This window comes from Bradyrhizobium sp. CAR08 (assembly GCF_052871955.1).
Genome location: NZ_JBIXJX010000005.1, coordinates 201,778 through 222,039, shown reverse-complemented (window position 1 = coordinate 222,039; position 20,262 = coordinate 201,778). Strand labels below are relative to the sequence as shown.

Here is a 20,262-nt window from a genome sequence, read left to right as displayed (position 1 = left end):
AGTATTCCAGAGACCGCAGTGATTGGGCCGAAACGCCGCGGCGTACTGGATGCCCCGGTCAAGCCGGGCATGACAGCTGAGTGAGTGGTCCGAGCGGAGTCAACTAAGCCACGTACGCTCAAAAAGCGGCCGTCGCCCCCTCTAATTCTGCAACCTCACCCCGACCATCACGACCGTCGCCTGCGAGCTTGACCCCGGCTGGTTCGAATCCAGGATGTCGTGTCGGAGCGTGCCCTTGATCCAGATGTTGCGGTTGAGCTTGTAGATCAGATTGCTTTCGAACGAGTAGGTCTTGTCGTTGCGATTCTGGCCCTGGTAGTCGTAGGTGCCGTAGGTGAATTTGCCCACTGCCGTAAGCCAGCGGCGGAAATCGTGATCGACTTCGGCGGCGTAGGTGTGCACCAGCACGCCGGAGGAGCCGGGGACGGTGGTCTCGGCGATCTGTGTGTCGGTGGCGAATTTCACGGTGGTGAGGCCGCTTGCGTTCCAGATCAGCGAGCCCGAGGTGAGGAAGCCCGCGAGCTGGCTGAGGCGCGGATCGACGTAATTGCGCGCGGAATAGCCGACCGAGACCTCGCCGGTGAGGATACGCGAGAACTCGAAGGACGTGCCGACCTTGGCGTAGCCGCCGTCCGAATCGCGGAAGTAGCCGTTGCGGTCGGCGGCCCGGTCGTGCACGCGGGTGTCGCCCTGGATCTCGACGAACGGCTTCAGACCCGGCTTGAGATCGTAGGAGAAGCGTCCGACGCCGCCATACTGGTTGAAGTCGCGATCGTCGTTGCTGAAGGTGGCGCCGTCGGTGAGCTTGGAGTTGGTGTAGGCGGTGCGATCGACAGTGGCGCCGGCCGCGATCTGGAAGCGGTTGAAGCTCTGGTCGAAGCCGACGGTCGTGCCATAGGCGGCATAAACAGGATATTTTTGCAGGCCGGCCTGCACGTTCGGGCTGCCGGGATTATCGGTGGCGAGCCGCAGGCGCAGCTGCGTGGTCAGCTTGAGATCGCGATTGACGTCGAGGCGGCCGTCGACATGGCCGTTGAAGTCGGGGCGGTCGACCTCGACCGGCGAAGGCGAGGCAAAGCCGTCGATCGTCGCCGGCATGTTGTTGGTGTAGCCCGAGAACGAGCCGCGCAGATCCGCGACCAGCGCGTGGCGCTCCCAATCGGACGCCACGAGGAGATCGGGTGCAACCACATAGGCCGGCGAGCCAACCGGCTTGTTCAGACGCGCCGGATTGGTGTCGTAACCGGTGGAGAGCTCGAGCCCGCCCTTGATCAGGAAACTGCCGGCATAGTCGCCGACCGCGCCGAACGCATCGTCATCGGCCTTGAGGCGGCGGCGCAGCGGCTGGCCGGGCACGGTGCCCGCCATCGCCGCCGGCACGGGCGCCTTGTTGGCGGAGGCGGACGGGGGCGGCGCGATCTTCGGCGGACCGAGCGTGGATGGCGGCGGCGTAGTGGTCGGCGCCCGCGAGCCGGGACCAGCAGGGCGCTTCGGCTTGGGCTGACCCGGATAGAACTTCGGCTGCTGCCGCTTGCGGTTCAGCGAGTCGTAGCCGGAGCTGCTCGCACCGTTGGCGGCAGGCAGGCCATAGGTCGGGACCTGGCTGGTCGCGTTTTGGTTCGTCGGGTTCTGCCCTGGGCGCGCCGGCGCCTGCTGGCGCTTGCGAAAGTCGGAGTTGAGATCGGGCAGCGCCGGCAGCGCATCCGACGGTGCCTGCGGAACGCCCGCGGTGCGGCGCGTCGGCAGCGTGTCGGGCGAGGCGAAGCCACCGCGGTTGGGACTGAACAGGTCGGGGGTGAGGCTCTGGGCGGCCACGGGGGCGCTTCCGAGGACCGTCAGCGCAAAGCACGGCAAAGCCGCGCGCAGGAAATGCGCGCGTTTGCTCCGGCTCGTGCCTGGAGACGACCCCACGATGGAAGAACTCCAACGAAATCAAACACTTTCGCGATTGTCCCCACCGATCGGCGGGAACTATCGTTAATGGAGTTAAAACAATTATGGTTAACGACCGGTTGAGGGTCGGGTCGGGCTCGTCGCCTCGAAGGCCGCGGCGTGTTAAGCAGGCGCCAACGGGCGAAGGCCCCTCCTCCTGGACCAGAACATGCCGAGTTCGAAACCGCTGATGACCCAATCATCCGGCCCCATTCCCGACAGCGTCGAATCCGCACTCCGCACGCTGGAAACGGAGAGCGGCGGTATCAACGCGCTCGCCGCCGCCCTGCGCGGCCCGCTTGGCGCGAGCTTCGCCCAGGCGGTCGATCTGATCCGCAACGCGAAGGGCCGCGTCATCGTCACCGGGCTCGGCAAGTCGGGCCATATGGGCCGCAAGATCGCGGCAACGTTGGCCTCGACCGGCACGCCCGCCTTCTTCGTGCACACCGCCGAAGCCGCCCATGGCGACCTCGGCATGATTACCACCGACGACGTCATCATGGCGCTGTCCTGGTCCGGCGAGCAGCCGGAGATGAAGACTCTCGTGAACTATTCCGCAAGATTCGCAATCCCGATGATCGCGGTGACGTCGAACGCGGCATCCTCGCTGGGACAAGCGGCCGACGTCGTGATCGAGCTGCCGAAGGCGCGCGAGGCCTGCCCGCACAATCTGGCGCCGACCACCTCGACCCTGATGCAGGCCGCGATAGGCGATGCGCTTGCGATCGCGCTGCTCGAAGGCCGCGGCTTCACCGCGCTGGAGTTCGCGCATTTCCACCCCGGCGGCAAGTTAGGGGCGATGCTGAAATTCGTCCGCGACTACATGCGCACCGGTGCGGAAATCCCGGTCAAGCCGCTCGGCACCAAGATGTCGGACGCGGTGATGGAGATGTCCGCCAAGGGTTTGGGGTGCGTCTGCATCGTCAACGAGGCGAACGAGGCTCTCGGCATCATCACCGACGGCGATCTGCGCCGCCACATGCGGCCCGACCTGCTGACGGCGTCGGTCGACGACATCATGACCAGGCAGCCGAAAACCGTACCGCCCTCGATGCTGGCCACGGAGATGATCGAGGTGCTCAACACCCGCAAGATCACGACGCTGGTCGTGACCGAGGCGGACAAGGTGGTGGGCATCGTGCACCTGCACGATCTGCTGCGGGCAGGCGTGGCGTAGGGAGCCACTCACCGTCATTGCGAGCGCAGCGAAACATCCAGAGTGCCACCGCGGAAAGACTCTGGATTGCTTCGCTACGCTCGCAACGACGGCGGCTAGAGCGGCGCAGGAAATCTTGCCGCCGTCTCCTCCAGCGGCAACCGCAGTCCGTTCGCCAGATACGAGACCGTGCGGTAGAAGCCGCACAGCAGCATGATCTCCAGGATCTGCGCCTCGTCGTAATGCGCCGACAGCGCAGCGAACTCAGCGTCGTCAAACGTCGCGCTGTGATGCAGCGCGTCGACGGCGGCGATCAGCGTCTGCTCGGCCGGGGACCAGCACGACGACGCCGCATCACCCTGCACGGTGGCGCGCACTTCCTCCTCGGTGAGTTTCGCCGGCCCGGCAAAGACCGCGACATGCACGCCCCATTCATATTCGCATTTGTTCAGCGCGCAGGTGCGGTCGATCACGATCTCGCGCTGGCGTAGCGACAGCGGTCCGGGATCGAGCAAGCCGCCGGCGCGAAACTTGTCCCAGGCGCGGGTGTGGGCCGCCATGACCCGGAACAGCAGCAGTGGCGGCGCGCCGCGCATGATGCGGTCGAACTGGGCCTGGATCTCCGGGGGATAAGGCGGGGTGAGCGGGGCAATGCGCGCTGTGACCGGGGACATTGGCCGCCTCTCTTGCTACATTTAACGTAGCATGAAGCTACACTATTTGTAGCACCACGCAAGAGGGCGACGATGGCGAAACAGACCACTTCGAGATCGCGCGGCGTCCGTGGCCCGCGCAGCGGGCGGCCGATCATGGTGCTGCTCGACCTCCTCGGACGACGCTGGAGCCTGCGAATCCTGTGGGAGCTGCGCGACGCCCCCCTCACCTCGCGCGCATTGCGCACCGCCTGCGACGAGGCCTCGCCGACGGTGCTGCAGGCGCGGCTGGACGATTTGCGCGAGGCCGGGTTCGTGGAGCTCGGCGAAGCCGGCGGTTACGCGCTGACGGCGCTCGGGCGGGACTTGTGCGAGACGTTCATGCCGCTGCATAGGTTTGCGGAGCGGTGGCGCAGCAAGAGCGGCGCGTAAGTCTGGCGATGCCGTCCCGACTAGCTCGTCATTGCGAGCGAAGCGAAGCAATCCAGAATCTTTCCACCGGCATCAGTCTGGATTGCTTCGCTTCGCTGCGCTCGCAATGACGGTGGACTAAGCCGCCGCCACCGTCAGATTCGCACCGTCCACTTGCACCACCTTCACACGCGTGCCCGCCGGCGTATCGGGACCTGCGACGCGCCAGACGGTGTCGCCGATGCGCATGGTGCCGTTGCCGTCGACGATCGGCTTCTCCAGCGTGAACTCGCGGCCGAGCAGCGCATCCGCGCGCTTGTTGAGGAAGGGGCTGGCGGCAATTGCATCCGGCTTCGGCCGGGCGAGCCGACGCCAAACCGGCACGGCGGCGGCGGCGAAGATCGCGAACATCACGAGCTGGATCTGCCAGGATATCGCCACTCCGAACGAGATCAGCCCGACCAGCAGCGCGGCGAGCCCGAGCCAGAACAGGAAGACTCCCGGCGCCAGCACCTCCAGCGCCATCAGGATGAAGCCGAAGATCAGCCAGTTCCAGGTGCCGAGCGATACGAACATGTCGGTCATGACACGACCTCTTTGAAATGGCGCATGCCCTTGTCGGAAAACCGGTGTCCACTTTTCCGGGGCATGCGCTTTACCCCTGCCGCGGCGGCACCGCCGGGGGCGTGCTCCCAGTCGTCGGCACCGAACCGCGACGAGCGGCGGCAGCGGCGGATGCCGCACTCTCGCCGAACGTCGCCTTGGCGATCTCGCCGATGCCGGCGAGCGAGCCGAGCATGCTGGTGGCCTCGATCGGCAGCATGATGATCTTCTGGTTCGGCGAGTCCGCAAACTGCCCGAACGCCTTGATATATTTGTCGGCGATAAAGTAGTTCAGCGCCGCGACGTCGCCCTTGGCAATGGCTTCACTGACCATCTGCGTCGCCTTGGCCTCAGCTTCCGCCGACCGCTCGCGTGCTTCGGCGTCGCGGAAGGCGGCCTCGCGGCGACCTTCCGCCTGGAGGATCTGGCCCTGCTTGGCACCCTCTGCGCGCAGGATCTCGGACTGGCGTGCACCTTCGGCCTGAAGGATGTCGGCGCGTTTGACGCGCTCGGCCTTCATCTGTCGGCCCATGGCTTCGACGAGGTCCGCCGGCGGCACAATGTCCTTGATCTCGATACGATTGACCTTGAGGCCCCAGGGCGAGACGGCGGCATCGACTACACGCAGCAGGCGCTCGTTGATTTCGTCGCGGTGCGACAACACCTGGTCGAGATCCATCGAGCCCATCACCGAACGGATGTTGGTCATGGTCAGCACGGTGACGGCTTGGGTCAGGTTAGAGACCTCGTAGCTCGCCTTGGCGGCATCGAACACCTGAAAGAAGGCGACGCCGTCGACCGTCACGGTGGCGTTGTCCTTGGTGATCACCTCCTGCTCGGGAATGTCGATCACCTGCTCCATCATGTTGATCTTGCGTCCGACGCGATCGAAATAGGGCACGATCAGATTGAGCCCGGGGCTCAGCGTCTGGGTGTATTTGCCGAACCGCTCGATGGTCCAGTCATAGCCCTGCGGCACCGTCTTCACGCCGGCCACCAGCGTGACGATGACGAGCAAGACCAGAACAATCGCGAAAATGTCGAAACCGCTCATATTTCCTCCAAGGCGGAAAAGATTGGCGGGAAAAGGCCTTTTCCGCGCTGTCATTGGTCGGGATCACGACCCCAAGGGTTCAGTAAAGCGTTCAGTAAAGAGTTCAGAAGGATTCAAGGCTCAGCGGTCGTGCCTGATTTCGGCATCGGTAGGATTCTACACAAGACACCGGGAGAGGGAATGGTCGCGATTATGTATTTGCGAGGCGCTCTTGAAAGCGTGCTGGCGCACACCTAGCGACGACGTTAACGAATCCGGCGGTCGCAGCCAAATCCTACTCGATGACCTCGTTCGCGGTTGCGAGCAGGCTTGGCGGAAGCGTGACGCCGATCGCCTTGGCCGTCTTCAAGTTGATCGCCAGCTCGAACGTGGTCGGATTCTGGACCGGCAAGTCGGCCGCTCGCGCACCCTTCAGGATGCGATCGATATAGGTGGCGGCGCGGCGGAGCTGCTCGGCGCTGTCGGTGCTGTAGGACATCAAGCCACCCTCGTCGACGAAGGTCCGGCTCCAGAACACCGCCGGCACGCGCGCTTCATTGATGGCTGCCAGGAGAAGCGCACGGTTGGACATGGTGAAGAAATCCGGCAGCACCAGCAGGCCGCCGTCTTTCCGCAAGGCCAGGGCGGCGATCGAGGCCGTGTCATGGACCGGCGCGGGCACCACCGTCACATCGAGCGCGCGGCCGGCGTCTTCGATCGTCCGCAGCATCAGCGGCGCGAACGGCGCGGTGGCGGGATTGTAGACGACGGAAACGCGTGACGGCTTTGGCACGACCTGCGTCAGCATCTCCAGCCATTTGCCGGCCAGCGGGCCGTCGTAATCGGTGAAGCCGGTGATATTGCCGCCGGGATGGGCGAGATTCTGGACAAAGCCCTGGCTGACAGGATCGGTGACGACGGCGAAAACGATCGGGATCGTCGTCGTGCGCTGGCGCAGCTCCTCCACTGAGGGCGTGCCGACCGCAAGCAGGATGTCGGGCTTGAGCGCCACGAGTTCGTCGGCGAGTTGCGCGATCCGCGCGCGGTCGCCGCCGCCGTTGCGCCAATCGATCTCAAGGCTGCCGTGCTCCTTCCAGCCATGGCCGGCAAGCGCCTCGACCAGGACCGCGCTACGCGTCTGCCCGATCGCATCGTCCGCCGCAGTGACCGAGAGCACGCCGAGCCGGCGCGTCGCATTCGCTTGCGCCAGCACCGAGGCCGGCAGCATCGTGGTCACCCCAAGAAGCGCCAGAACCTCGCGGCGGTTCATGGGGCGCTCCTCGGATCCAGGCTCACTATACCCAGCCCTGGAGCTCGCGCAGCACCAGCGTTCGGATCACATGCATGCCGGGGTCGCTGTCGTTGAGGCAGGGGATCGCGGAAAACTGCTCCCCACCATTGTGCTTGAAGATCTCGGCATTCTCCTGCGCGATCTCCTCCAGCGTCTCCAGGCAGTCGGCGGAAAAACCCGGCGTGATCACCGCGATACGGCGCACGCCCTCTTTCGCCAGACGCTCCATGGTCTTGTCAGTGTAGGGCTGCAGCCACTCGTCGAATCCGAAGCGCGACTGGAAGGTCAGCAGCAGCTTTGTCTCGTCCATGCCGAGCCGGCGCCGCAGCGCCTCGGTGGTCGCCACGCATTGGTCCTGATAGGGGTCGCCCTTGTCGACATAGGCCTTCGGCATGCCGTGGAAGGAGGCGACGATCAGCTCTGGCTTGAACGACAGGCTCGCCAGATGCGTCTCGATCGAGGTGGCGAGCGCCTCGATATAGGCTTCGTCCTCGTAGTAAGGCGGCGTCACCCGCAGCGTCGGCTGCGCGCGCAGCCGCGCAAGCACGCGAAACACCTCATCGCAGACGGTGGCCGACGTCGCGGCGGAATATTGCGGATAGAGAGGGACGGCAAGAATGCGATCGCAGCCCTTCGCAATCAGCGCATCGACGCCCGACTTGATCGAGGGATTGCCGTAGCGCATAGCCCATTCCACCGTGACCTGGTCGCGGTCCGACAGCATGGCTCCGAGCTTGTCGCTCTGCGAGCGCGTGATGGTCTTGAGCGGCGACTCGTTCTTCTCGGTGTTCCAGATCTTGAGATAATCGCGCGCCTTGGCGCGGGGGCGCGTGCGCAGGATGATGCCGTTCAGCACCAGCTTCCAGATCAAGCCCTGATCCTCGATCACGCGGGCGTCCGAGAGGAACTCCTTCAGATAGACCCGCACGCCGCGCGCGTCGGCGGTATCGGGCGTGCCGAGATTGACCAGGAGTACGCCGACGCGCGGCTGGCCGGACTGAGGCAGCGGCTTCGTGGTCTTGAGAGGGGCTAGGGTTGTCATGCCTCGTTGGGTCGCGCGTTGTCCCGAGCTTGTCAAGATCAGGCCGGTTTCGCTAGGGTCGCACCGAGGCGGGGGAGGAAAGATGACACTCGCGGAATGGTGCCTCTTCGGAGCGTTGCTGCTCTATTTGGTGACGATCGTCTCGGTCAAATGGATCAGGTTTCGCGGGTTCGACAATTCACGCCCGCGCGATCCCGTCTTCTACGAAGAGGCCATCGCGCAGCGCGCGCTCGGCGCCCACCAGAATGGTATCGAGACCTTTCCGTTCTTCGCCTTCGCAGTGCTGCTGGCCGAATTCCGGGACTCGCCGCAGCGGATGATCGACGAGCTCGCGGTGCTGTTCCTGATCGTACGGATCGCCTATGTGCTGACCTATCTCGGGAACCGCCCGACGCTGCGCTCCATCCTCTGGAGCATCGGCTTTGCGATCAATCTCGGGATCTTCTTCATGCCGGCGTTGAAGCAGTTCTTGCCGGTGTGACTCTCCCTTTGTGGGAGAAGGTGGCGCGAAGCGCCGGATGAGGAGTTCTATCGGCGAACGCAGCTGCAAGAGGATCGCTCGCGGAGACAACCCCTCACCCGTCTCGCCGCTACGCGGCGAGCCACCCTCGCCCACAAGGGGAGAGGGAAAAACTCAGAAACACGTCGTCCGTTCGGCCGCGATGTAACCCAACAACAGGCCTGCACCGAACAGCAGCACGAGGCCGGCGGCGGCGATTTCGATGCCGCGCATGAACAGCGCGCCGTTGCCGTCGCGTCCGGCGCTCAGGCGGGCGGCGATGTCCTGGGCGGAGACGGCGACCACGGCAATGACCGCGACGGTGATCGCGGTGCCGAGCCCCATCAGCAGAGTTGCGGCGATGCCGGCCCAGAACAGGCCTTGGGCCAACGCGAACACCAGCACCAGGATCGCGCCCGAACAGGGACGGATGCCGACGGTCAGGATCGCGGTAAAGCCGCGTCCCCAGCCTCCGGGGCCGGCGAGCTCGCTCGGCATGGCGCCGTGGGAATGGCCGCAATGCTCGTCATGAACGTGGTGATGCGCGTGGTGATGATGGGCGTGCGCATGATCGTGACGATGATGATCATGCGCATCATGATGGTGGTGACCGTGATCATGATGGTCATGCGGCACGCCCGCGATCGCCGGCACCGGCTGAACCGCCTGCAGCGCACGGATGAAGGTGCGGCCCTTGACCCAGACCAGGCGCAGGCCGAAAAGCGCGATCAGGGCGTAGCTTGCGATCTCGATCGCGCCTTCCGCCTTGCACATGGTCCTGGCGGTCGCATTCAGCACCCAGGCCGAGATGCCGACAATCAGGATCGCCACCAGCGACTGCATCAACGCCGATGCAAACGACAGCACGATGCCGCGCCGGGCAGTCTCGCGATTGGCGACGAGATAGGAGGCGATCACCGCCTTGCCGTGGCCGGGCCCTGCGGCGTGGAAGATGCCGTAGGCAAAGGAGATGAAGAGCAGCGTCCACACCGCCGAGCCGTCGGACTTGGCGGCGCGAATGGTCGCCGACATCTGGCGATAAAATTCCGATTGTTTTGCCAAGAGCCAGCCGATGAGGCCACTGGCCTCAGGCTCGGCCGCCGGGGCTGGCCGCGGCGCGCCGAACGGGTTCTGGGCAAGGAGATCATGCAGCGCGGCATCGGCCACGCCCAGCACGACAATAACGGCGGCGCAGGCGAGAAGCCCGCGGGCAAGCGGCGAACGAAGACGACCGATCAAGGGCAATCCACCGTGATCTTGTTGGCGAACATCATGCCGAAATTGGAGTTCTCGCCGTTCATGAAGGTCTGCTCGTTGAGCTTCTGCGCACTCGCGGTGCCGTCGCTCGGCCGCTCAAGTTTCATCTGGCAGCCGGCGGGCGCGCCGACCAGCTTGATCGGGTTGTCCTTGGCCATCTGGAAGTCGATGAAGAATGAGCGGTCGAACACTTCGAGCATCAATTGCTTGGGCTTGACCGGATTCTTCAGCGGCAGCGTGAAGTGCAGGGTCAGGACCGTATCCTTGTAGTCGAGGAAGTAGTCGACCGGCTCCTGGAATCGCTCCTTCTTGCCGTCGGCTCGCGCGAAGGTGAAGTAGGCATATTCCTTCAGCGACTCGACATTGGTCTGCGCCAGCGGTCCGAGCTCCTCGCGGGTATAGACGCCCTTGGTCTTGCTCTCGAGCCCCTGCACGGCATAGGCCGAGAACATGTCGTCAAACGTCCAGGCGTGGCGCACGCCGGTGATGGTGCCGTCCGCGGCATAGAGCAACTCGCTGGTCGCGGTGATCCAGACATGCGGGTGCGCCTGCGCCGCCCCGGCCACAAAGGTGAGGCCAGCGGCGAGCAGCAGCCCGAGCAGGGCGCGCACGCCCATCAGGCCGCCTTCGGGGCGTCAAGCAGACCTCGGCGACGCAGCAGCGCATCGGGCTCCGGCGGGCGGCCGCGGAAGGCCTCATAGGCGGCTTCCGGATCGACCGATCCGCCGCTCGAGTAGATGTCGTCGTGCAGGCGTTTTGCGACGGCGGGATCGAAGATGTCGCCGGCTTCCTCGAATGCGCCGAAGGCGTCGGCGTCCATCACCTCCGACCACATGTAGCTGTAATAGCCGGCGGCATAATGATCGCCGGTGAAGATGTGACCGAATTGCGTCGGACGGTGACGCAGCGAGATCTCCTCGGGCATGCCGATCTTCTCCAGCTCGCGTCTCTCGAAGGCGCGGACGTCCTGCGCGGCGGAGGCCGGCTGGGTGTGGAATTCGAGATCGATCAGCGCCGAGGAGACGAACTCGACCGTGGCGAAACCCTGGTTGAATTTTCGCGCGGCCAGGAACCGTTGCAGCAGATCGTCCGGCAGCGGCTCGCCGGTCTGGTAGTGGCGGGCAAACTTTTGCAGCACCTCGGGCCGCTCCTGCCAATGCTCGTACAGCTGGGAGGGCAATTCGACGAAGTCGGTGAACACGGAGGTGCCCGACAGCGACGGATAGGTCACGTTGGAGAGCATGCCGTGCAGGCCATGGCCGAACTCGTGGAACAGGGTGCGGGCATCGTCGGGCGACAGCAGCGAGGGTTCCCCGTCCGCGCCCTTGGAGAAGTTGCAGATGTTGAGGATCAGCGGCGCGACCTCGCCGTCGAGCTTCTGCTGGTCGCGCAGCGAGGTCATCCAGGCGCCGGAGCGCTTCGACGGCCGGGCGAAGTAGTCGCCATAGAACAGCGCCTTGTGCTTGCCGTCCCGCCCCTTCATCTCCCAGACCCGGACGTCCGGATGCCAGACCGGCACGTTCTTGCGCTCCTCGAAAGTGACGCCGAACAGGCGCGTGGCACAGTCGAAGGCGGCGGCGATCATGTGATCGAGCGCGAGATACGGCTTGATCGCGGCGTCGTCGAAATTGGCGCGCTGAAGGCGCAGCTTTTCGGCATAGAAGCGCCAGTCCCAGGGGGCGAGCTTGAAATTGCCGCCCTCCTCCGTGATCAGCGCCTGCATGTCGTCGCGGTCGGCGAGCGCCCGCGCCCGGGCCGGCTTCCAGACCCGCTCCAGAAGGCCGCGCACCGCTTCCGGCGTCTTGGCCATGGAATCCTCGAGCCGGTAGGCCGCGAAGGTCGGATAACCCAGGAGATTGGCGCTCTCCTCGCGCAGCTTCAGGACCTCGACGATGGTCGCGTTGTTGTCGTTGGCATTGCCGTTGTCGCCCCGCGCGGTGAAGGCCTTGTAGACCTTCTCGCGCAGGTCACGCCGGGCCGAGCTCTTCAGGAACTGTTCGACCGAGGAGCGCGACAGGGTGACGATGGCCTTGCCGGCCATGCCGCGTTCTTCCGCCGCAGCCTTGGCGCTGGCGACAAAACTCTCCGGCAGGCCCTGGCGGTCGGCTTCGCCGAGCTCCATGAACCATTCCTGCTCGTCGCCGAGCAGATGATGACTGAAGCTGGTGCCGAGCTGGGCGAGTCTCTCGTTGATCTCCGCCATCCGCGTCTTGGCCTCTTCGGAGAGGCCGGCGCCGGAGCGGTGGAAGCGGGTGTAGGTGCGCTCGAGCAGGCGGAGCTGTTCCGGTGTCAGACCGAGATTGGCGCGGTTCTCGTGTAGCTGGGCAATGCGGCCAAACAGCACGGCGTTCATCATGATCGGATTCCAGTGCCGCGCCATCCGCAAGGAAACCTCCTTGTCGATCTCCAGAATGGCCGGGTTGGAATGCGCCGAGACGAGGTCGTAGAAGACCGACGCGACCTTGCTGAGCAGCTTGCCCGAGCGCTCCAGCGCCGTGATGGTGTTGGCGAAGTCGGGCGCGGTCGGGTCGTTGGTGATCGCTGCGATCTCGGCGGAGTGGTCGGCGAAGGCCTGCTCGAAGGCCGGGAGGAAGTGCTCCGGCTTGATTTCGTCGAAGGGCGGGGTCGCAAACGGCGTCACCCACGCCTTCAGCAGCGGGTTGGTCTCGGAGTCCGTAGTTTGGCGGGGTTCTGACATTACAAGTCCCGATTTGTGGCTCGATTGTTGCGGCCAGCTATAGCACGCGATAGGGCTTTTTTGGGCCGTTTGCCCTTGCTCCCGGCTGCCTTTTCGGTGAGATTGCGGCCCTCCAAGCCTAGGACCCCTGAGCTCATGAACGCGACCTCCTCGTCTTTCCGTCGGATCGTCTGGCCGAGCGTCATCACCGTCGTCAGCGCCGCCATCCTGATCGGCGCCGAGGTGTTCGGCGCGGCGTTTGCCGGCGGCTGGGCGCTCGCGATCCTGTTCGGGCTGGGCGAGCAAGGCACGCACATCCTTCAGGCCACGCTGTTTGCGCTCGGCGTGCTCGTGATGACGGCCTTCATCCGCGCCGCTCAACGCGTCGAGCCGTTCACGAAGCGCGGCTGAAGCGCGGACGCTCGCGAGTGACGCGCGCCGCGCAGAAAACTTAACGCGCGTTCATCTTTCGCGTCGCGCGCGCAACACTGCGCAAGCAGATGTTAGGCAATTCTGTTCGCAGCCTAAAAAATCTCTTGCGAAGCAGAGTCAAAACACTTATGTGCGGATTGCCCAATTTCGCACGTGCCTGTGGTCGTGTGTCAGTCGGTAGGTATCCGGACAAGAGGCCGGACAGCCGCCAAGGGGTGAAGAAGCCGAGGGGCTCTTCGGAAGTGTGGAAGTCGGAAGGCTCATCGCCGGAAGACGAAAGCAAACCCGGAGCGTCCAGCATCTCTCTCAAAGAGATGCCTTGTCGAAGGTGACTTTGCTCTTTGCAACCGTGACTGGCAGCCGGAGGCGAACCGGCGCACCCCGCTCTCAACGGGGGACGCGACTTAAAGCAACGACGGATCGGGCTTTTTTGGTCTCTACCGGCAGTCCAACGCCGGCGCGGGCTACTGAAAAGGCTTGTCCTTCATTGCCAGGTGTGCGGGCGGGAACATTCCCAACCAATCCACGGCAGCACAGTCTGATGTGAGTCTTTGGCTCGTCGCGCCTCCATCGCGCGATCTGGCCGGAGCGCTCTTATCCGACGTCATTTTTTGAACGGATCCCCGTCGCTGGGCCGTTTGGGAGAGTGCTATGACCGACCGTATCCAGGAATTCCTGCGCAACCGCCGCAGCGAGGGCCTCGACACCGAGCCGTGCCTCGTCGTCGACCTCGAAGTCGTGCGCGACAATTACCAGACCTTTGCCAAGGCGCTGCCCGACAGCCGCGTGTTCTATGCCGTCAAGGCGAACCCGGCGCCGGAAGTGCTGGCTTTGCTCGCCTCCATGGGCTCCTGCTTCGACACCGCGACGGTCGCCGAGATCGAGATGGCGCTGGCCGCCGGTGCGACGCCCGACCGCATCTCCTTCGGCAACACGATCAAGAAGGAGCGCGACATCGCGCGCGCCTTCGCGCTCGGCATTCGGCTGTTCGCGGTCGATTGCGCCGCCGAAGTCGAGAAGGTCGCCCGTGCCGCGCCCGGCGCAAAGGTGTTCTGCCGCATCCTCTATGACTGCGCCGGCGCCGAATGGCCGCTGTCGCGCAAGTTCGGCTGCGACCCGGAGATGGCCGTCGACGTGCTCGACGTTGCCAAGCGTCTGGGCCTGGAGCCGTGCGGCATCTCCTTCCATGTCGGCTCGCAGCAGCGCAAGGTGAAGGCGTGGGACCGTGCGCTGGCAATGGCCTCGCAGGTGTTCCGCGACTGCGCCGAGCGCGGCATCAACCTGACCATGGTCAACATGGGCGGCGGTTTCCCGACCAAGTACCTGAAGGACGTACCGCCGGTGGTGACCTACGGGCGCTCGATCTTCCGCGCGCTGCGCAAGCACTTCGGCAACCAGATTCCGGAGACCATCATCGAGCCGGGCCGCGGCATGGTGGGCAACGCCGGCATCATCGAGTCCGAAGTCGTGCTCATCTCGAAGAAGAGCGACGAGGACGAGGTGCGCTGGGTTTATCTGGACATCGGCAAGTTCGGCGGTCTCGCCGAGACCATGGACGAGTCGATCCGTTACGCCATCCGCACCCCGCATGACGGCGCGGACATGACGCCGTGCGTGCTCGCGGGCCCGACCTGTGACAGCGCCGACGTGCTGTACGAGAAGAACCCGTATCCGCTTCCGGTGACGCTCGAGATCGGCGACAAGCTGCTGATCGAAGGCACCGGGGCCTATACGTCGACCTACTCGGCGGTGGCTTTCAACGGCATCCCGCCGCTGAAAACCTACCACATCTGATCCGCCTCGCGTCTGAGGCCTGACGAACCCGGGAGCCGGCTTGCCGGCTCCCTCCCTGACATTTCGATCTCTGACGACGCCTTGAACTGGCGTGCTTTGCGCACGTCAGTTTCAAGCGGGGACTGACGCGCCATGACTGCTCTTCGGAAGACACAAATTGACCCCACTTCGAAAGCCGCTCCGTTCGCGATCCGTGCGGAGCGTGCTGTCGACGTTGCGATGCGTGAAGCGCTGCTCGATGCGTCCTTTGGCGAGAACCGCCATGGCCGTACCTGTCAGCGCCTGCGTGACGGACGCGCACCCGCTGCCGGCCTTGCGCTGGCCGCGATGCGCGAGGGGAAGCTTGTGGGAACCGTGCGGCTGTGGCACGTCAGCGCCGGAGGCAGGCCCGCTCTGGTCCTCGGACCGCTGGCAGTGGACCCTGCCTGCCGCGAGCTCGGGATCGGCGCCGCGCTGATGCAACAAGCGCTGGCTGCCGCCCGGGCGCGCGGGCATGCCGCCGTGATCCTGCTCGGCGATGCCCCCTATTACGCCCGCTTCGGCTTCTCGGCCGCCAACACCGGCGAGCTGTCGCTGCCCGGTCCGTTCGAGCGCGACCGCCTGCTGGCGATCGAATTCACAACAGGCGCGCTGGACGGCGCCGCCGGGATGATCGTCCCGACTGGTGCGGCCCTGCCCAAACGAAGGGTAGTTCGCGCCCTCCAGGCGCGCGCGGCTTAAGGATCGCCATGATGGCGACGACCTAGCCGCGTTAAGCGGCAACGCCCGGCTGTGCCTGCGTTAAGCTCCATTCCTTTGGGGTTGCGCAGGCCGGCAAATTGCGTAAACCCCACGAAATTCCTCTTCAGTCGAGGCCTACGACCATGTCCCGCCGCCTGATTTCCACCGGCTCCCCGTTCGAGAAGACCGCCGGCTACAGCCGCGCCGTGATCGACGGCGAGTTCGCCTTCGTCGCGGGAACCACCGGTTACGACTACACCACCATGACGATGCCGGCCGATGTCACGAGCCAGTCACGCAACTGCTTCAAGACCATCGAAGCTGCCCTGAAGGAGGGTGGCTTCGAGATGGCCGACATCGTCCGCGTGACCTACTACCTCACCAACATCAAGGATGCGGACGCGCATTTCGCGGTCTGCGGCGAAGTCCTCGGCGAGATCCGCCCGGCCGCCACGCTTCTCGTCGTCTCGGCGCTCTACAAGTCCGAGATGAAGGTCGAAATCGAAGCCACCGCCAAGCGCCGCAGCGCCTGAGCCATCCCTCACCATTTGTTCGCCAGCACGTTCCGGAGAAACCATCCCATGAGCCCCGCCTCGCAGATCTACGCGAAGATCACTGGTCCCATCGTCATGGTCGGCTTCGGCTCCATCGGCAAAGGCACGTTGCCGCTGATCGAGCGGCATCTCGATTACGACAAGTCGCGCGTTACCGTGATCGACCCAAAGGACGAGGGTCGCAAGGCTCATTGCGAGAAGCACAATGTGCGCTTCATCCAGAAGGGCGTGACCAAGGACAATTATCGGGAGTTGCTGACCCCGCTGCTCACTGAGGGCGGCGGCCAGGGCTTTTGCGTCAATCTCTCGGTCGACACCGGCTCCACCGACATCATGGAGCTCTGCAACGAGCTCGGCGCTCTCTATATCGACACCGTCAACGAGCCCTGGCTCGGCTTCTATTTCGACTCCTCGAAAGGCCCGGAAGCGCGCTCCAACTACGCCCTTCGCGAAGCGACGCTGGCCGCCAAGAAGGCGCGCCCTGCGGGGTCGACGACGGCCGTCTCCTGCTGTGGTGCCAATCCCGGCATGGTCTCGTTTTTCGTCAAGCAGGCGCTGCTCAACGTCGCCGCCGATCTGAAGCTCAATGCCCCCAAGCCGAAGACAAAAGCCGAATGGGCGGACTTGATGCGACAAGCCGGCATCAAGGGCATCCATATCGCCGAACGCGACACCCAGCGCTCCAAGAAGCCGAAAGAGCCCGATGTCTTCGTCAACACCTGGTCGGTGGAAGGTTTCCTGTCGGAAGGCGTGCAGCCCTCCGAGCTCGGCTGGGGCACCCACGAAAAATGGATGCCCGAGAATGCGCGGACTCACGAAGCCGGCTGCGGCGCTGCCATCTATCTGATGCAGCCCGGCGCCAACACGCGCGTGCGCACCTGGTGCCCGACTCGCGGCGCGCAGTATGGCTTCCTTGTCACCCACAACGAGTCGATCTCGATCGCTGACTATTTCACCGTGCGCGACGCATCGGGCACGGCGGTCTATCGACCGACCTGCCACTATGCCTATCATCCGGCTGACGATGCCGTGCTGTCGCTGCATGAAATGTTCGGCCGCGCCGCGAAGATGCAGGAAAAGCACCACATCCTCGACGAGAACGAAATCGTCGACGGCATCGACGAACTCGGCGTGCTGCTGTTCGGCCATGACAACAATGCCTACTGGTACGGCTCGCAGCTCTCCATCGAAGAGACCCGCAAGCTCGCGCCCTATCAGAACGCCACCGGTCTGCAAGTGACCTCCGCCGTGCTCGGCGGCATGGTGTGGGCGCTGGAAAACCCGAACGAGGGCATCGTCGAAGCCGACGAGATGGATTTCGATCGTCTGCTGGAAATTCAGCTGCCGTATCTCGGCCCGGTGAAGGGTTTTTATACCGCCTGGACGCCGCTGACGGACCGTCCGGGACTGTTCCCGGAGGACATCGACACTAGCGATCCCTGGCAGTTCCGGAATGTTCTGGTGCGGTGAGGCGGCGTCGCGCCACGGCCACTGCTGTCATGCCCCGCGACCCGGCTACGCCAAGGCTTAGCCGAGGTTGAGGTCCAGGCACGCCGAAGCTTTAGCGTAAGCGGCAGGCGGGCATCCAGTACGCCGCAGCATCTCCGTATCCACGCACAGCCTCTGGAATACTGGATCGTCCGCCTTCGCGGACGATGACAGCACCCGCGTAGATGCAGAACCTACTTCCTCTCGATCGGCGGTGCGATCTTCTCGGCTGGGGCTGGCGGCAATGCTGGTTTCGCCGCGCCGGCAGCGCCCTGCGTCTGCGGTTCGGGCCGCGCGGGCTCTGGGGCGGGCGTGGTCGGCCGGTCGCCGCCGGGCTTGGCTTCCGCGGGCTTATTCTGATCGTCGGACGGTGTGCCCTGAAGGGGTTGCGTCGCTTGGGCTGTCTGCATCCGGGTCTCGGCGCGGATTTGCGCCAGCGACATGCCTGACACCACGACGCCTGCCGCGAACAGCGAGCCGGCGACCATCAAGTCGAGCTTCAGTCTGCGCTTGTCATATTGGCCGGGCATGTCGATCACCGCCTTTGTCTGCGGGATCAACGAAATTGCCGCTCTGCGGTTCCCGCCGTGGCGGCCGGAACTCGACGGCTGCGCGCCAAATGGCCTCATCCACGGTCGGAACGATGACAGATTAAAGCTCGAGCAGGCCGCCATCACCATTTTCGTCGGCGAACGCCAACAGCGTCCCCTTCGCGTTCCAGGCGAGCGCGGCGACTGCGGGCGTGCCGTTGCGGCGGACGAGGATCTCGGCGCCGTCCTCCAGACGGACCATCAGCACGGTGCCGTCGCTGTAGCCAGCGGCGAAGATGTCGTTCCTGGGGTGGCAGGCGACGACCGACACGCGCGCCTGCAGCGGCGCGAGCATCGCTGGCTCCTTGCCCATCGGGCCATCCTTGCTAGCGAACGGCCACAGGATCACCGTGTCGGCGCCCGAGGTCGCCAGCGCCTTGCCGCCCGCGCTCCACGACATCGAGCGGACGCGGCTGGGATAGCCGGTCATGCGCATGTGCCTGTTGTCGGCAAGCCGCCAGCCGTGCAGCGCCGATTCGTGCATCGTGGTGACCAGGAATTTGTTGTCCGGGCTGAAGGTGACGCCGAGATGCGAGCCGGCCCAAGGCAGGAATTCGGCCGACCCCGCCATGTTGGGAAACCACAGCGTCGCGCCGTTGTAATGGGCGATCGCGAGACGCTGGCCCTTCGGCGCAAACGCGAGGCCGCCGACGGTCGAGGGCACCTCGAGCGACTTCTCCTCGCTCTTGCCGCTCTTGAAGAAAGCAGTCTTGCCAGCCGACCAGGCGTAGGCACCGTCCGGATGCAGCGCCACCGCATCGATCCAGCGCCGTTTCGGGTCGGTCGCAAGCAGCGTCACTTCGCCTTTGGCCTCGAGCGACACGACTTTTCCATCGTCGCCGCCCATCACGAGGCGCTTGCCGTCGGAGGCGGCCGAGAGAATGCCGCCGCTGTGCACGGCGATCTTGCTGATCTCACCCTGGCTATCCACGAGCGCGACATTCTCCTCGCCGCCGACGAAGGCGGCGCGGTTGCCAAGGAAATGCACGGAGGTCACGACCATGCCGAGCGCGAGCGGTTTGACGCGCTCGGTGACGGAGACGATCGAGGCGGAATCGGCGGGTGGCGTAAACTCTTTCATCACGAGACGATGCAGCTCTCAAAACCCTGGCGAATGAGGTCTTGCGGCAATTCGCGACCGATGAAGACGAGGCGGCTCTCGCGCGGCTCGCCGTCCTTCCATTTGCGCTGGTGGTTGCCCTCCAGCATCATGTGGACACCCTGAAAGACGTAGCGGTCATCATCGTCGTGGAAAGCAAGGATGCCCTTGGAGCGCAGGATCTTGCCGCCCTCCACCTGCACCAGGTTCTGAAGCCAAGGCATGAACACGTTCGGATCGAGCGGCTTGTCGGTCTTGAGTGACAGCGACTGCATGTCCTCGTCGTGATAGTGCTTCAGGCCGTGGCCGTGATCATGATTGTGATGATGGTCGTGATGGTGATGATCATGGTCGTGGTCATGATCCTCGGCATTCAGGAAGTCCGGCTCGATGTCGAGGATGCGGTCGAGGTCGAAAGCGCCGCGGTCGAGCACGTCCGCCAAAGCCACCGAGCAGCGCTCGGTGCGATGCAGTTTCGCATAGGGATTGATGGCGCGGATGCGGGCCTCGACCTCGGCAAGTTCTCCCTTGGAAACGAGATCGATCTTGTTCAGCACGATGACGTCGGCAAAGGCGATCTGGTTCTTGGCCTCAGGTGCATCCTTGAGGCGGTCGGATAGCCATTTGGCGTCCGCAACCGTGACCACCGCATCGAGGCGCGCGCTCTTCTGCACGTCCTCGTCGACGAAGAAGGTCTGGGCGACGGGGGCCGGATCGGCAAGACCGGTGGTCTCGACGATGATGGCGTCGAACTTGCCCTTGCGCTTCATCAGGCCTTCCATGATGCGCACGAGATCGCCGCGCACGGTGCAGCAGATGCAGCCGTTGTTCATTTCGAACACTTCCTCATCGGCACCGATGATGAGGTCGTTGTCGATGCCGATCTCGCCGAATTCGTTGACGATGACGGCGTATTTCTTGCCGTGGTTTTCCGACAGGATGCGGTTCAACAGCGTGGTCTTGCCCGCACCGAGATAGCCGGTCAGGACGGTCACGGGAATTTTTGGGGCGGTCGCTTCAGACATAACAAC

General features: G+C 64.5%; 20 protein-coding genes. 8 read left to right on the top strand and 12 right to left on the bottom strand.

All coding sequences use genetic code 11. From position 1 onward, the window contains the following. Positions 1-141: 141 nt before the first annotated feature. Positions 142-1,911 (bottom strand): outer membrane beta-barrel protein, encoded by a 1,770-nt coding sequence (locus ACIPUD_RS13440; RefSeq protein ID WP_377829026.1) that lies wholly within the window; start codon positions 1,909-1,911, stop codon positions 142-144. A gap of 190 nt (positions 1,912-2,101) precedes the next feature. Here ACIPUD_RS13440 and ACIPUD_RS13435 point away from each other — a divergent pair, with 190 nt between their 5' ends. Next, positions 2,102-3,109 carry a KpsF/GutQ family sugar-phosphate isomerase gene (locus ACIPUD_RS13435; RefSeq protein ID WP_085385456.1) on the top strand — a complete coding sequence of 336 codons (1,008 nt, stop codon included), beginning with the start codon at positions 2,102-2,104 and terminating at the stop codon, positions 3,107-3,109. Between the two features lie 95 nt (positions 3,110-3,204). Here ACIPUD_RS13435 and ACIPUD_RS13430 read toward each other — a convergent pair whose 3' ends face one another. After that, the gene (locus ACIPUD_RS13430) at positions 3,205-3,762 is read right to left on the bottom strand and encodes a carboxymuconolactone decarboxylase family protein (RefSeq protein ID WP_377829025.1); all 558 of its coding nucleotides are present in this window, start codon (positions 3,760-3,762) and stop codon (positions 3,205-3,207) included. Between the two features lie 72 nt (positions 3,763-3,834). Between ACIPUD_RS13430 and ACIPUD_RS13425 the strand changes: the two genes are divergently transcribed. Then, the gene (locus ACIPUD_RS13425; RefSeq protein WP_204512442.1) at positions 3,835-4,173 is read left to right on the top strand and encodes a winged helix-turn-helix transcriptional regulator; all 339 of its coding nucleotides are present in this window, start codon (positions 3,835-3,837) and stop codon (positions 4,171-4,173) included. A gap of 117 nt (positions 4,174-4,290) precedes the next feature. On the opposite strand, the gene ACIPUD_RS13420 is transcribed toward ACIPUD_RS13425, so the two are convergent. From ACIPUD_RS13420 to hemH, 4 genes are all read right to left on the bottom strand, one after another. After that, positions 4,291-4,737: an NfeD family protein gene (locus ACIPUD_RS13420; RefSeq protein ID WP_007597152.1), complete on the bottom strand. Its 447-nt coding sequence runs from the start codon at positions 4,735-4,737 to the stop codon at positions 4,291-4,293. 70 nt (positions 4,738-4,807) lie between these two features. After that, the gene (locus ACIPUD_RS13415; protein ID WP_007615156.1) at positions 4,808-5,809 is read right to left on the bottom strand and encodes an SPFH domain-containing protein; all 1,002 of its coding nucleotides are present in this window, start codon (positions 5,807-5,809) and stop codon (positions 4,808-4,810) included. 274 nt (positions 5,810-6,083) lie between these two features. Further along, positions 6,084-7,058, bottom strand: a complete 975-nt coding sequence (locus ACIPUD_RS13410) for an ABC transporter substrate-binding protein (RefSeq protein ID WP_446480818.1) — start codon at positions 7,056-7,058, stop codon at positions 6,084-6,086. 25 nt (positions 7,059-7,083) lie between these two features. Next, positions 7,084-8,121 carry a ferrochelatase gene (hemH, locus tag ACIPUD_RS13405; RefSeq protein WP_446480817.1) on the bottom strand — a complete coding sequence of 346 codons (1,038 nt, stop codon included), beginning with the start codon at positions 8,119-8,121 and terminating at the stop codon, positions 7,084-7,086. A gap of 82 nt (positions 8,122-8,203) precedes the next feature. On the opposite strand from hemH, the gene ACIPUD_RS13400 reads away from it, so the two are divergent. Then, positions 8,204-8,602: an MAPEG family protein gene (locus ACIPUD_RS13400; RefSeq protein WP_446480816.1), complete on the top strand. Its 399-nt coding sequence runs from the start codon at positions 8,204-8,206 to the stop codon at positions 8,600-8,602. A 153-nt stretch (positions 8,603-8,755) separates the two neighbouring features. On the opposite strand, the gene ACIPUD_RS13395 is transcribed toward ACIPUD_RS13400, so the two are convergent. The 3 genes from ACIPUD_RS13395 to ACIPUD_RS13385 are packed head-to-tail and all read right to left on the bottom strand — an operon-like array spanning position 8,756 to position 12,575. Beyond that, entirely contained in the window at positions 8,756-9,865 is a 1,110-nt protein-coding gene (locus tag ACIPUD_RS13395; RefSeq protein ID WP_085361219.1) for a nickel/cobalt transporter, read from the bottom strand. Continuing rightward, positions 9,856-10,494, bottom strand: a complete 639-nt coding sequence (locus ACIPUD_RS13390) for a DUF1007 family protein (RefSeq protein ID WP_085350701.1) — start codon at positions 10,492-10,494, stop codon at positions 9,856-9,858. Before ACIPUD_RS13390 ends, ACIPUD_RS13395 begins: the two co-directional genes overlap by 10 nt. Next, positions 10,494-12,575: a M3 family metallopeptidase gene (locus ACIPUD_RS13385; RefSeq protein WP_018453323.1), complete on the bottom strand. Its 2,082-nt coding sequence runs from the start codon at positions 12,573-12,575 to the stop codon at positions 10,494-10,496. Before ACIPUD_RS13385 ends, ACIPUD_RS13390 begins: the two co-directional genes overlap by 1 nt. Positions 12,576-12,710: 135 nt before the next feature. Here ACIPUD_RS13385 and ACIPUD_RS13380 point away from each other — a divergent pair, with 135 nt between their 5' ends. The 5 genes from ACIPUD_RS13380 to ACIPUD_RS13360 all read left to right on the top strand — a co-directional run bounded on the left by ACIPUD_RS13380 (position 12,711) and on the right by ACIPUD_RS13360 (position 17,524). After that, positions 12,711-12,965, top strand: coding sequence for a hypothetical protein (locus ACIPUD_RS13380; RefSeq protein WP_446480815.1), 255 nt, complete (start codon positions 12,711-12,713; stop codon positions 12,963-12,965). Positions 12,966-13,637: 672 nt separating this feature from the next. Next, positions 13,638-14,780 (top strand): type III PLP-dependent enzyme, encoded by a 1,143-nt coding sequence (locus ACIPUD_RS13375; protein WP_018453321.1) that lies wholly within the window; start codon positions 13,638-13,640, stop codon positions 14,778-14,780. A 132-nt stretch (positions 14,781-14,912) separates the two neighbouring features. Beyond that, positions 14,913-15,500 carry a GNAT family N-acetyltransferase gene (locus tag ACIPUD_RS13370; RefSeq protein WP_026232510.1) on the top strand — a complete coding sequence of 196 codons (588 nt, stop codon included), beginning with the start codon at positions 14,913-14,915 and terminating at the stop codon, positions 15,498-15,500. 143 nt (positions 15,501-15,643) lie between these two features. Continuing rightward, positions 15,644-16,033: a RidA family protein gene (locus tag ACIPUD_RS13365; RefSeq protein ID WP_446480814.1), complete on the top strand. Its 390-nt coding sequence runs from the start codon at positions 15,644-15,646 to the stop codon at positions 16,031-16,033. A gap of 48 nt (positions 16,034-16,081) precedes the next feature. Then, complete coding sequence (locus ACIPUD_RS13360) at positions 16,082-17,524, top strand: homospermidine synthase (RefSeq protein WP_446480813.1); 1,443 nt, start codon at positions 16,082-16,084, stop codon at positions 17,522-17,524. Between the two features lie 212 nt (positions 17,525-17,736). Here ACIPUD_RS13360 and ACIPUD_RS13355 read toward each other — a convergent pair whose 3' ends face one another. The 3 genes from ACIPUD_RS13355 to ACIPUD_RS13345 form a co-directional block, all read right to left on the bottom strand. Further along, complete coding sequence (locus ACIPUD_RS13355; protein ID WP_446480865.1) at positions 17,737-18,072, bottom strand: hypothetical protein; 336 nt, start codon at positions 18,070-18,072, stop codon at positions 17,737-17,739. A 121-nt stretch (positions 18,073-18,193) separates the two neighbouring features. After that, positions 18,194-19,213 (bottom strand): WD40 repeat domain-containing protein, encoded by a 1,020-nt coding sequence (locus tag ACIPUD_RS13350; RefSeq protein ID WP_018453316.1) that lies wholly within the window; start codon positions 19,211-19,213, stop codon positions 18,194-18,196. Then, positions 19,213-20,256, bottom strand: coding sequence for a CobW family GTP-binding protein (locus ACIPUD_RS13345; protein WP_377788145.1), 1,044 nt, complete (start codon positions 20,254-20,256; stop codon positions 19,213-19,215). The genes ACIPUD_RS13350 and ACIPUD_RS13345 overlap by 1 nt, the downstream gene beginning before the upstream one ends. Positions 20,257-20,262: the final 6 nt, after the last annotated feature.

Excerpts from the sequence above, each read along its gene's own strand:
- ACIPUD_RS13360 (WP_446480813.1), top strand. The coding sequence starts at position 16,082 with ATGAGCCCCGCCTCGCAGATCTACGCGAAGATCACTGGTCCCATCGTC.
- ACIPUD_RS13425 (WP_204512442.1), top strand. The coding sequence starts at position 3,835 with ATGGCGAAACAGACCACTTCGAGATCGCGCGGCGTCCGTGGCCCGCGC.
- ACIPUD_RS13380 (WP_446480815.1), top strand. The coding sequence starts at position 12,711 with ATGAACGCGACCTCCTCGTCTTTCCGTCGGATCGTCTGGCCGAGCGTC.
- ACIPUD_RS13345 (WP_377788145.1), bottom strand. The coding sequence starts at position 20,256 with ATGTCTGAAGCGACCGCCCCAAAAATTCCCGTGACCGTCCTGACCGGC.
- ACIPUD_RS13365 (WP_446480814.1), top strand. The coding sequence starts at position 15,644 with ATGTCCCGCCGCCTGATTTCCACCGGCTCCCCGTTCGAGAAGACCGCC.
- ACIPUD_RS13385 (WP_018453323.1), bottom strand. The coding sequence starts at position 12,575 with ATGTCAGAACCCCGCCAAACTACGGACTCCGAGACCAACCCGCTGCTG.
- ACIPUD_RS13410 (WP_446480818.1), bottom strand. The coding sequence starts at position 7,058 with ATGAACCGCCGCGAGGTTCTGGCGCTTCTTGGGGTGACCACGATGCTG.
- ACIPUD_RS13390 (WP_085350701.1), bottom strand. The coding sequence starts at position 10,494 with ATGGGCGTGCGCGCCCTGCTCGGGCTGCTGCTCGCCGCTGGCCTCACC.
- ACIPUD_RS13430 (WP_377829025.1), bottom strand. The coding sequence starts at position 3,762 with ATGTCCCCGGTCACAGCGCGCATTGCCCCGCTCACCCCGCCTTATCCC.
- ACIPUD_RS13355 (WP_446480865.1), bottom strand. The coding sequence starts at position 18,072 with ATGCCCGGCCAATATGACAAGCGCAGACTGAAGCTCGACTTGATGGTC.
- ACIPUD_RS13400 (WP_446480816.1), top strand. The coding sequence starts at position 8,204 with ATGACACTCGCGGAATGGTGCCTCTTCGGAGCGTTGCTGCTCTATTTG.
- ACIPUD_RS13375 (WP_018453321.1), top strand. The coding sequence starts at position 13,638 with ATGACCGACCGTATCCAGGAATTCCTGCGCAACCGCCGCAGCGAGGGC.
- ACIPUD_RS13350 (WP_018453316.1), bottom strand. The coding sequence starts at position 19,213 with ATGAAAGAGTTTACGCCACCCGCCGATTCCGCCTCGATCGTCTCCGTC.
- hemH (WP_446480817.1), bottom strand. The coding sequence starts at position 8,121 with ATGACAACCCTAGCCCCTCTCAAGACCACGAAGCCGCTGCCTCAGTCC.
- ACIPUD_RS13435 (WP_085385456.1), top strand. The coding sequence starts at position 2,102 with ATGCCGAGTTCGAAACCGCTGATGACCCAATCATCCGGCCCCATTCCC.
- ACIPUD_RS13420 (WP_007597152.1), bottom strand. The coding sequence starts at position 4,737 with ATGACCGACATGTTCGTATCGCTCGGCACCTGGAACTGGCTGATCTTC.
- ACIPUD_RS13415 (WP_007615156.1), bottom strand. The coding sequence starts at position 5,809 with ATGAGCGGTTTCGACATTTTCGCGATTGTTCTGGTCTTGCTCGTCATC.
- ACIPUD_RS13370 (WP_026232510.1), top strand. The coding sequence starts at position 14,913 with ATGACTGCTCTTCGGAAGACACAAATTGACCCCACTTCGAAAGCCGCT.